We start from the raw sequence: 8479 nt of genomic DNA, 5'->3' as shown, positions 1-8479 counted from the left end.
TGATTTATTACAATTACTATAGATATCAGTGGAACTTAAAAAAGATGACCCCTGTTCAATACAGAGATCATCTTCTTAAAACTGCCTAGGCTTTTTTTAAATGTCCTTTACAAAGGGTACACTTTAGTTTAACGGGCTGACTTTTTTTATCCAAGCAGCTTGTCATATAGAGATTTAGCATACGTAACATCCTTTGTGTCATGCACAAGGGCTCTCCCATCTTCAAAGAGGACCAGCCTGTTTTGTTCCAGTTCAACAGAAAGCAAAAATGGATGGACCATTACTTTATAGCCGTTCTTCTTTAAACTGTCAGCCAGCTTTATTAATGAGAGCTTCTTTGCATGGGAAGGCCTTATTTGGACCGTTTCTCTTCCGCACAGCACAGCTGTTTTTGTCTTGTTTTCCCCTTTTAAATATGGATAAGACCGCTCCGTTCCGCATGTTTGGCAGGCTGGGTTTTTGGCACGGCTTACCTTCATGCTGGAGTATGCATTCGACCATAAATCAAAGTGTAAAAAGCTTCCCCTTAAAGCCTGTCTGTCTTCAATAAGGATTTTCAGCGCCTCCGTAACTTGGTGCGTCACGACCATCTGGACAGCAGGTGCAATGATTCCGACTGTATCACAAGTCATGCCTTGTACAGGCAGCTTCTGAAGCAAGCAATTAAGACATGGAGTTTCCTCAGGAATTATAGTAAAACTCATTCCTGAACTCCCTACACATGCACCGTATATCCATGGAATATGATGATAAACGGCTAAATCATTTAAAAGCATTCTTGTTTCAAAATTATCTGTGGCATCGATTAGGACATCAGCATCTATCAAATATTGTTCTAGTAATTCCTTCGTTGCCTCTGCAACAACACCAGTGACAGCAGCAGAGGAATTGATCTCTTTCAGTCTTTTTTCAGCTGCAATTGCTTTCGGCACACGGCTAGTAGCATCCTCTTCTGTATACAGCTGCTGACGCTGGAGGTTTGAGAATTCCACATAATCCCGGTCGATGATTGTCACCTTGCCGACACCAGCTCTCACAAGCATTTCCGCAGAACTGGAACCAAGTGCGCCAGCTCCGACAATAAGCACCTGCTTTTTTTGAAGCTTCTCCTGACCGGCAGCTCCTATCTGGGGAAACAGCACCTGCCTCGAATAACGATTGTCCTTCATTTGCTTCATCCCCCGCTCACAGGTGGAATAAAGGCAATCACATCATTCTCTTCGATGATGTCATCATCGAAGGCAAACTCTTCGTTAATCGCCGTCATCACTGATTCCAACGGAAGATCACTATACTGCTGCGCTAGCTCTGCCTTTACTTCCTTCACCGTTTTACCTACCATATCGAGCTCTAGTTGGTCAGCGTTTACAATATCCTTTAATCCTGCAAAAAACAGCAGCTTATTCATATGTATCCACTCCTTCCGGCTTGCCGCTTGGATAGGCTTTTGTCTGCTTCTGGTTGCCTATCCATTCTTCCCCGTCTTCCCAATACTCCTTTTTCCAGATAGGCACTATTTCTTTAATTCTCTCAATTGCATAGCGGTTTGCCTCATAAGCATCATTTCTGTGAGGCGTCGATACTGCTATTACTACTGCAATATCTGTTATGTCAAGCTCACCGATTCGGTGAAATATCGCAACCTCTGCATTCTGCCATTTTGCTTTTATCTCAAGTCCTATCTGTTCCAGCTTTTTTCTGGCCATTGGTTCATATGCTTCATAGCAAAGCCTCATCGTCTTTTTGTTTCCTGTCATTTCTCTGACCGTTCCAATAAAGGTTGTAACAGCTCCTGCATTTCTGCTTATTACAAGATCAATTGCTTCCTGAACAACAATAGGTTCATGTACAATACGATAGTTCATAGCCTTCTCCCTTATACTGATTCTTTTAGTTTTAATTAAACCGAACTTTCCTGATTATTTCAATTATTAAACGAATCGAAAAAGCCTTTTTTAGGAATTCGCATACACTTATAATTTCAGTGGCATCTTAAAAGATAGACTTATTAATGCTAACTTAATGAAAAAAAAAACAATTAGTAGTATCATTAGCTTAAAATGAACTACAATAATTCCATCTATCTATTTGGATTAGAAACATCTTCGATGATTACATAGGGGGGCTTATACAATGAAAAAAGTATTAACTTTGGCTGGATCTGACTCAAGTGGAGGCGCAGGCATTCAAGCCGATTTAAAAACATTCCAGGAACTTGGTGTCTACGGAATGACTGCACTGACAACAATTGTTACAATGGATCCAAAAAACCACTGGCATCATAATGTTTTTCCGCAAGATATTGACACCGTTAAATCTCAATTAGAAACAATTATCTCTGTCGGAATTGACGCTATGAAAACAGGAATGCTTGGTTCTGTTGAAATTATTGAAGAAGCTGCAAGGGTAATTGATGAAAATAAAATCAAGCATGTTGTTATCGATCCTGTTATGGTCTGCAAAGGGGAAGATGAAGTGCTTCATCCAGAAACAGCGGAGGCTCTTAGAGAATTGCTTGTTCCAAGAGCTACTGTTGTAACACCTAATCTGTTCGAAGCTTGGCAACTGGCTAAAACCGATAAACCGATTAAAACAGTTGATGACATGAAGGAAGCTGCTGTAAAAATCCACGCATTAGGACCAAAATATGTGCTGATTAAAGGCGGCAGCAAATTGAATCATGACAAAGCAATAGATGTTCTTTATGACGGAAAAGACTTCACTGTACTAGAAAGTGATCTTGTGGACACAACTTATACTCATGGAGCAGGATGCACAAACTCTGCTGCTATCACAGCAGAACTTGCAAAGGGCAAATCAGTTGAAGAAGCTGTACAGGTAGCTAAGGATTTCATCACTGCTGCAATCAGCAACGGCTTCAAGCTGAATGAATATGTCGGCCCAACAATGCATGGTGCATACCGCAACCAAAGAAACGGCGCAGCTGTAAAGTAAAGCCGAAGGAGGGATAGCATGGATTTCATTCAAGCTGACAAGGTACAAGAGCAAATTAATGAGAAGGCTAAAAAGGAAGTTTATATTCATTTAGAAACAACAAACGGCGCCTACGCAAACCATAATGACGAATCCTTCTTTAATTCCGGCGCCTATATTCGCAACGCAAAGCTTGCTTATGAATATGGTAAAATCACAGGCAATGGACCATACCGAATTGGTCTTAAGACAGAAATTGGCTGGGTTTATGCAGAGGGAATCACTCATTATGAAGTAGATGATAAAGGACGTCTCCTTTTGGCAGGACTCGATTTTACAGGCAAGCTTGCTGTAGCATTGGAAATTAGTGAAACACCATTTGATTAATTTAGTTGAATTAGGCAGGAGGAAATAACATTGGAAAAAGAAAGACATGTTTTAGTCATCTTTCCCCATCCAGATGATGAAGCTTTTAGTGTTTCTGGAACAATAGCAAAGTATATTCATGACGGCACGCCTGTCACTTATGCATGCTTAACTCTGGGACAAATGGGCAGGAATCTTGGAAGTCCTCCATTTGCAACAAGAGAAACACTTCCGGATGTCAGGAGAGAAGAACTTCAAGAAGCAGCAAGAGTACTTGGCCTTGAAGATTTAAGAATGTTAGGCTACAGAGACAAAACGATAGAATTTTTGGATGACTCTGTTCTTGTCAATGAATTCACAGCATTGATTGAAGAGCTTAATCCATCGTTAATCATCTCGTTCTACCCTGGATATTCGGTTCATCCGGACCATGATGCCACGGCAGAAGGAGTTGTAAGAACATTAGAGAAAATAGAGCCATCAAAAAGGCCTAAGCTCCAATGTCTTGCTTTTTCCCGCAACTGCATAGAAGACTTAGGTGAACCAGATGTTCACGTTGACGTTCAAAATTTTGCAGAGAAGAAAATAGCAACGATCGCAGCACATCGTTCCCAAACACAGATGTATGCCTTGTCCTTGCAAGAGGGATTGAATAACCAAGATCCTGCTGTGCTGGAAAGACTGTACACAGAAAAATTATGGACATATAAATTCAAATAAAAAAAGGATGCGACCGCATCCTTTTTTTAATATTCTCTATTAAGCTCCAAGCTTGTTTCTTCTCGTTCAAGTAATTCCTTTGCCCGTTGGACATGATCGCCGTCTTCTGTCTTGATAATATTAACCAGCACTCTTTTCGTCAGCCTCATCATCAAGCCCTTCACATGGACCTTTCCTTCAAATTCTACTTGTGTGCCTTCTTGGATTTCTGCGAATCTGTAATCATAATCTACCAGCAATCCATTTGAATTGCTTCTCCGTTTAAATCCAACATTTTTTTCATAAGAAAGATACTCTATTTCAGCTGTTGCGTTTTTTCCACGCACTTTTCTTAGTTCTCTAAATTTAGTTCCAACCCCGATAGGGCCATCTGTCAGCTTCTCCGTTTCCTCAACATTACTCATGTACTCCGGTGCGTAGCTCATATTGGCAAAGTAGGCAAAAACAACATCTACTGGTTCTGTTATGATGACACTTGCACGAAAGTCTGCCATATTTCCACCTCATATTATATTCTATCTATTAATCTAGCTATTATTTGAAATACTTTTTATAAGTATAACCGATTTTCATAAAAGACTCTATTTTATTGCCAAGCTTATTTAAAAAAGCAGCAATAGTCACAAATTATAAAAATGAGTGATTACTCACTTTACATTATCTTTTATAGATTTTATTATTAAAGTGAGTAATCACTCATTAAAAGACAGGAGGAGTCATTATGGCAGAAAAACCAGTTGTAGCTATTCATAAACTCTCCAAAGCTTTTGGCAAGCGTCCTGTATTAGAAAATATTAATCTAGAGGTGCAGCAAGGAGAAATATTAGGTCTGCTTGGACCTTCAGGTGCTGGGAAAACAACACTTGTAAAAGCAATGATTGGCCTTGAAACACCAAGCAGTGGAAGTGTAACAGCACTTGAGACAGCCATGCCTAACCTCAAAATCATGGAGAAAATTGGCTATATGACGCAAGCTGATGCCCTATATCATGATTTAACAGCACTTGAGAATCTCCAGTTTTTTGCGAGGCTTTATGGGTTGAAAAAGGCTCAAAGAAAGGAGCGGATTGAAGAGGCTGCTCATCTTGTTAACTTAACAGAACATCTCCATAAAACAGTTTCTCAGTATTCAGGCGGTATGAAACGGAGATTGTCTATTTGCATCGCTCTGTTAAATAAACCACAACTTCTTATTTTAGACGAACCAACCGTTGGCATAGATCCTGTTCTCCGTAAAAGCATTTGGGAAACATTCCGCAGTCTTAAAGCCTCAGGCACTTCTATCATTGTGACAACACATGTGATGGATGAAGCCGAAAAATGTGACAGACTGGGTATGATTCGCAACGGCAGAATCATCGCATTAGGATCTCCAGATGAACTGATGGCCCGCTGTAATGCCCGAACAATGGAGGAAGCTTTCTTATATTTTGGAGGGGTTAACGATGAGAATTAGAGCATTAGTCATCCGTATCTTACAGCAATTTTATCGGGATAAAAGAACAGTCGCTATGATGATAGTTGCACCAATTTTTATTTTAACAATGGTTCATCTTGTTTTTAACGGTGATAGCTATGAACCTACAATTGGGCTCATTAATCCTCCGAGCAACATAGAAAATGCCTTTACCAATGATTCCACAACCCTTTATAAAACAGAAAAATCTGCGCTCACTGACCTGGCTGCAGGCAAGATAGACGGTTATCTTCTTATTGGCAAGGACCTTAGCATTATGGTGGAAGGCAGTGATCCAAGTATAAGTAAATCTGTACTTGAAGCGGTTCAGTCAGCCCTTCCTGCTGGGACAGATGTTCCTAATATGAGGATAGATACTTTGTATGGTGAAGAAGAAATGAGCCAATTTGACTCCTTTGGTCCCATTCTACTTGGTTTTTTTGCCTTCTTTTTTGTCTTTCTTGTCGCAGGCGTTTCCTTTTTGAGAGAAAGGACATCCGGTACATTAGAAAGACTTTTCTCTAGCCCAATTAGAAGATGGGAACTAGTTCTCTCTTACGTAATTGGCTTTGGATTATTCACCATGCTTCAATCTGCGATTATTGTTTTATTTGCAGTATATATTCTAGGGATGATAAATGAAGGCTCTGTATTTCTTGTTTTGCTGATTACACTTATCCTGTCCTTAACAGCACTGACACTTGGCATTTTATTGTCTACCTTTGCTAAAAATGAGCTGCAAATGATTCAGTTTATTCCAATTATTGTGGTACCACAAGTGTTTTTTTCAGGATTGTTTCCTTTAGAGACTATCTCTCGATCCATCAGCTGGATTTCTGTTGTTACGCCATTATACTATGCTGGCAATGCCATGAAGGATGTTATGATTAGAGGAAAGGATTTAACAGAAATCGGTGGCCCGATTCTCGTTTTGCTCGCCTTTTCCACCCTTTTTGTACTAATCAATATAGCAGCATTAAAGCGGCATCGAAGTATATAAAATACTAGGCAAAGTTATTTCTAAATAGGTTTTCTGCATTTTTCATTGTACAATAGGAGAAAGATCCTGCAATTAAAGGAGCGTCTCATGAGTAATCAAGAATCCATATTAGACTTCATTCTTAAAGATGAAGATAATGTGACAGAAAAGCAAAAACAAATAATCGCAGCAGCAATTGAAGCCTTTTCCGAAAAAGGGTTTGCAGCAACTTCCACGAGCGAAATTGCCAAAAAAGCTGGCGTCGCCGAAGGAACAATCTTCCGTCATTACAAAACAAAAAAGGACTTACTGCTAAAGCTTCTTTCTCCTATGCTTTCAAAGCTGATTGCACCAGTTGTGCTAAAGGATTTTAATAAAGTATTGGATGCAGAACATCACAGCTTTGAGGATTTTCTTCGAGCGGTCGTCAAAAACCGGATGGAATTTTTGCAAAAGAATGAAGCACTTTTTAAAATTCTCATACAAGAAATTCCCTTTCATCAAGATTTAAGAGAAATTTTCATTGAACAAATTGCCTCAAAGGTGTTCAAGCGGTTGCAGGAAATCATGGATTTCTATCAGAAGAAGGGCGAAGTAAAAGAAATGCCCAGCCTTTCTGCCGTACGTCTAACAGTCACTTCTATCATTGGATATTTCATTGCCCGGCACCTCATCATCCCTGATTTTAATTGGGATGATGAAGCTGAAATCGAAAGAACGCTTGAATTCATATTAGCCGGCCTTGCCCCTTAAAAGGTACATTCACAAAAAAATCCCCTGTAGCCACTTGGCCAACAGGGGATTTTCATATATGTAAGTTTTCATCATGCCTCTAGAGCAAGCTTAATCGCTTTGCCAACACCGCTTTCTTCGTTTGTTGCTGTCACAAAGTGGCACTGTCTTTTAATTTCATCATCAGCATTTCCCATTGCCACTGCTCGTCCAACCTTCAGCATCATGGACAAATCATTATAGTTGTCGCCGATTGCCATTGTGTCCTGTAGCGAAATTCCTCTTGACTGTACAAACTCCTCTAAAGCAATGCCCTTTTGAGCTTCCACTGCTGTTATTTCCATATTTTCCTTGCCTGATGCACTGACTGCAAGCTTTGAAATTTGCTTTAATTCTTCTCTTACCTTATTTAATGTGACTGGTTCAAAGTGGAATGCCAGCAGCTTGTAAATAATCTGGTCTTCATCCTCAAACAGTACAGCATAACTGTCCAGCTGATTAACCTCCTGCAAACGCTCCTCTGCAGCCTGCTTAATTTCTTCCATGTCTTTTATATGCCCATTTACAGTAAAAATGTCCATAATCAACGATCTGGCCATTGTCTTATCCAAAGTGTATGTTCCTCTATTTGTGTAAACTTCATAATAAACTTGATTGCTATGCAGAATTTCCGCAACTTCCTTTGCAAGTTCCTTGCTTAGTGGATTTGTATGGATAATTTCATGTGCGCTTGTGCGGATTTCCGCTCCATTTGCACAAATCATCGGTGTGATAATACCTGCATCCTTCAGCAAATCGCCTGCTTCTTCATAAGCACGACCTGTTGCAATCACGACCTCCACTCCGCTCTCCTGTGCGAGTTTAATCGCCTCACGGTTTTCCGTTGTTATTTGCTGAGTTGATGTCAGCAGCGTGCCATCCATGTCTATCGCAATACATTTTACCATTCTTTGAACACCCTTTTTATTTATTTGCGGAAGGAGTAACACTAGTAAAGTTTAGCGCTTCCAACCTTCCTAAAAAAAATTTAATCTTGTAGCCAATATCTTTATGATACCATGTATCCACCAATTTTAATAACACCCCGCTTTGTAGTGCTTCCACTCTTCTTCAACAGGGTATTTTTGTCATATTTGTGAACTAATATTGTGAACATTTTTCAAACACTTTGTGATTTATAACGCAGAATTATCCTTTTTCATTATGATATAGCTATCATTTGGAAAAGGAGACGATAGAGGCACAAACAACTGTACAGCAGCTTTTTTAAAGAGTAAAGAGACTAAAAAACA

12 protein-coding genes are annotated in these 8479 nt (G+C 39.7%); 7 read left to right on the top strand and 5 right to left on the bottom strand.

Going from position 1 to position 8479, the window contains the following annotated elements:
• Nucleotides 1-89: IS3 family transposase (locus M3600_RS17635; protein WP_164849711.1), on the top strand; the 89-nt coding region annotated here is incomplete at its 5' end.
• Nucleotides 90-146: 57 nt separating this feature from the next.
• On the opposite strand, the gene M3600_RS17630 is transcribed toward M3600_RS17635, so the two are convergent.
• From M3600_RS17630 to M3600_RS17620, 3 genes are read right to left on the bottom strand one after another with little or no spacing between them, the layout of a single operon-like run.
• A complete protein-coding gene (locus tag M3600_RS17630; RefSeq protein ID WP_237942072.1) occupies nucleotides 147-1169 on the bottom strand; it encodes a ThiF family adenylyltransferase in 1023 nt (340 codons plus the stop codon).
• Between the two features lie 5 nt (nucleotides 1170-1174).
• Nucleotides 1175-1408 carry a molybdopterin converting factor subunit 1 gene (gene moaD, locus M3600_RS17625; RefSeq protein WP_233315967.1) on the bottom strand — a complete coding sequence of 78 codons (234 nt, stop codon included), beginning with the start codon at nucleotides 1406-1408 and terminating at the stop codon, nucleotides 1175-1177.
• Complete coding sequence (locus M3600_RS17620; RefSeq protein ID WP_233315968.1) at nucleotides 1401-1865, bottom strand: molybdenum cofactor biosynthesis protein MoaE; 465 nt, start codon at nucleotides 1863-1865, stop codon at nucleotides 1401-1403. Before M3600_RS17620 ends, moaD begins: the two co-directional genes overlap by 8 nt.
• 268 nt (nucleotides 1866-2133) lie before the next feature.
• Here M3600_RS17620 and pdxK point away from each other — a divergent pair, with 268 nt between their 5' ends.
• The 3 genes from pdxK to bshB2 are packed head-to-tail and all read left to right on the top strand — an operon-like array spanning nucleotide 2134 to nucleotide 4020.
• The gene (pdxK, locus tag M3600_RS17615) at nucleotides 2134-2955 is read left to right on the top strand and encodes a pyridoxine/pyridoxal/pyridoxamine kinase (protein ID WP_237942075.1); all 822 of its coding nucleotides are present in this window, start codon (nucleotides 2134-2136) and stop codon (nucleotides 2953-2955) included.
• A gap of 18 nt (nucleotides 2956-2973) precedes the next feature.
• Nucleotides 2974-3321 (top strand): YojF family protein, encoded by a 348-nt coding sequence (locus M3600_RS17610; protein ID WP_233315970.1) that lies wholly within the window; start codon nucleotides 2974-2976, stop codon nucleotides 3319-3321.
• A 30-nt stretch (nucleotides 3322-3351) separates the two neighbouring features.
• Nucleotides 3352-4020, top strand: a complete 669-nt coding sequence (bshB2, locus tag M3600_RS17605) for a bacillithiol biosynthesis deacetylase BshB2 (protein ID WP_233315971.1) — start codon at nucleotides 3352-3354, stop codon at nucleotides 4018-4020.
• 26 nt (nucleotides 4021-4046) lie between these two features.
• Here bshB2 and M3600_RS17600 read toward each other — a convergent pair whose 3' ends face one another.
• A complete protein-coding gene (locus M3600_RS17600; protein ID WP_233315972.1) occupies nucleotides 4047-4514 on the bottom strand; it encodes an SRPBCC family protein in 468 nt (155 codons plus the stop codon).
• A gap of 227 nt (nucleotides 4515-4741) precedes the next feature.
• On the opposite strand from M3600_RS17600, the gene M3600_RS17595 reads away from it, so the two are divergent.
• From M3600_RS17595 to M3600_RS17585, 3 genes are all read left to right on the top strand, one after another.
• Entirely contained in the window at nucleotides 4742-5476 is a 735-nt protein-coding gene (locus M3600_RS17595; protein WP_233315973.1) for an ABC transporter ATP-binding protein, read from the top strand.
• Nucleotides 5466-6476 carry an ABC transporter permease gene (locus M3600_RS17590; RefSeq protein WP_251646894.1) on the top strand — a complete coding sequence of 337 codons (1011 nt, stop codon included), beginning with the start codon at nucleotides 5466-5468 and terminating at the stop codon, nucleotides 6474-6476. The genes M3600_RS17595 and M3600_RS17590 overlap by 11 nt, the downstream gene beginning before the upstream one ends.
• An 87-nt stretch (nucleotides 6477-6563) precedes the next feature.
• The gene (locus M3600_RS17585) at nucleotides 6564-7208 is read left to right on the top strand and encodes a TetR/AcrR family transcriptional regulator (RefSeq protein ID WP_233315975.1); all 645 of its coding nucleotides are present in this window, start codon (nucleotides 6564-6566) and stop codon (nucleotides 7206-7208) included.
• Between the two features lie 71 nt (nucleotides 7209-7279).
• Here M3600_RS17585 and M3600_RS17580 read toward each other — a convergent pair whose 3' ends face one another.
• Nucleotides 7280-8134, bottom strand: coding sequence for a Cof-type HAD-IIB family hydrolase (locus tag M3600_RS17580; protein ID WP_233315976.1), 855 nt, complete (start codon nucleotides 8132-8134; stop codon nucleotides 7280-7282).
• Nucleotides 8135-8479 lie beyond the last annotated feature (345 nt).

The organism is Niallia sp. MER 6, from assembly GCF_023714395.1.
In the GTDB taxonomy this organism is placed as follows: Bacteria; Bacillota; Bacilli; order Bacillales; family Cytobacillaceae; genus Niallia.
Note: the sequence above shows the minus strand (reverse complement) of the source record. Positions and strands in the feature narration are given on the sequence as shown.

Coding starts and splice junctions, on each gene's coding strand:
- M3600_RS17580 (WP_233315976.1), bottom strand. CDS start 8,134: ATGGTAAAATGTATTGCGATAGACATGGATGGCACGCTGCTGACATCA.
- pdxK (WP_237942075.1), top strand. CDS start 2,134: ATGAAAAAAGTATTAACTTTGGCTGGATCTGACTCAAGTGGAGGCGCA.
- M3600_RS17600 (WP_233315972.1), bottom strand. CDS start 4,514: ATGGCAGACTTTCGTGCAAGTGTCATCATAACAGAACCAGTAGATGTT.
- M3600_RS17630 (WP_237942072.1), bottom strand. CDS start 1,169: ATGAAGGACAATCGTTATTCGAGGCAGGTGCTGTTTCCCCAGATAGGA.
- M3600_RS17595 (WP_233315973.1), top strand. CDS start 4,742: ATGGCAGAAAAACCAGTTGTAGCTATTCATAAACTCTCCAAAGCTTTT.
- M3600_RS17610 (WP_233315970.1), top strand. CDS start 2,974: ATGGATTTCATTCAAGCTGACAAGGTACAAGAGCAAATTAATGAGAAG.
- M3600_RS17585 (WP_233315975.1), top strand. CDS start 6,564: ATGAGTAATCAAGAATCCATATTAGACTTCATTCTTAAAGATGAAGAT.
- M3600_RS17620 (WP_233315968.1), bottom strand. CDS start 1,865: ATGAACTATCGTATTGTACATGAACCTATTGTTGTTCAGGAAGCAATT.
- M3600_RS17590 (WP_251646894.1), top strand. CDS start 5,466: ATGAGAATTAGAGCATTAGTCATCCGTATCTTACAGCAATTTTATCGG.
- moaD (WP_233315967.1), bottom strand. CDS start 1,408: ATGAATAAGCTGCTGTTTTTTGCAGGATTAAAGGATATTGTAAACGCT.